The sequence below is a fragment of the Alcanivorax sp. HI0044 genome (assembly GCF_001634945.1).
Window position 1 is genome coordinate 1 of sequence record NZ_LWEZ01000244.1, and the last position, 976, is coordinate 976.

Sequence of the window (976 nt, forward strand, 5' to 3'; positions counted from 1 at the left end):
TAGAAACCCTGCTTCGGTAGTGGGGTTAGCGTAGGCACAAATAATTCGTTTGGCTAAAGAGCCTTCTGCTGCTTGTATCAAGCCCCCCTGAGTGTAAGTGCAGGCAACGGCAGGAATTAGATAATAAAAAGTGGTTTGGGAGAGATCATGAATACTTATAAAAAGGTACTGCCCCTGGCAGTGGCTATGGCGCTGGCTGCCTGTGGTGGCGGGAGCGACACGGTACCGGATCAGAGCGGGGGTGCCAGTTTTGACACTCACGCTCGATTTAATCCGGTAACTTCGGATTTGCCTTTGAATACAGACTTGGTTTTTGCGGCGGCGGCCACGTCGGATGGCACGGCAGATGTCGGTGCTCCCTCTAATCCGGTGGAAGCGGGAATCAATGCTTTGGATGGTTTCTCAACCAACGCACCTTTCGACATTTATTTTACCGGAGGTGAGCTGGATGAAGCCTCTATTAAGGTGTGTCAGCAAGCCATGCTAGCCACTGGAGAGTGCGCGCAATCCAATGTATTTGTGCTGGCCCTAGATACGGGTGATGAAGATGCACTTGATCCGTTGAATGTAAATCAGGCTGCACCTTTCCTGTTCCCGTTAGCGGATGTGTCTGCCTCGGTGATTTCCCGTGACGGCGAGCAAAACAACGTATTGAGAATTACGCCGAACAAGCCTTTTAATGCGGCGACCAAGTACCTGGTTTTTGTTACCAATGGCCTGAAGGACACGGATGGCAACTCGGTCGGTGCATCTGCGGCGTATGACGCTTTGGGTGAGTCTGAGCCGCCTGTTGCTGGCGCACTGGCGTCTGTGCGTGGCGCTATTCAGGGTTGGGAAGCGTTGGCTGCTGGCTTTATCGGGCAGGCCTCCGGAGGGGGGATCCCGGGAGAGGTAGCGAAAGATTCGGTGGTGATTTCTTATACTTTTACTACTACCGATCCGGTTACGCCATTGCTTGCTAACGCAGCTCCTAAGG

At 52.9% G+C, this 976-nt stretch carries 1 pseudogene; it reads left to right on the forward strand.

Going from position 1 to position 976, the window contains the following annotated elements:
* Positions 1 to 147 precede the first annotated feature (147 nt).
* Positions 148 to 976 (forward strand): annotated as a pseudogene (locus A3730_RS03120) (Ig-like domain-containing protein); the annotation flags it as partial.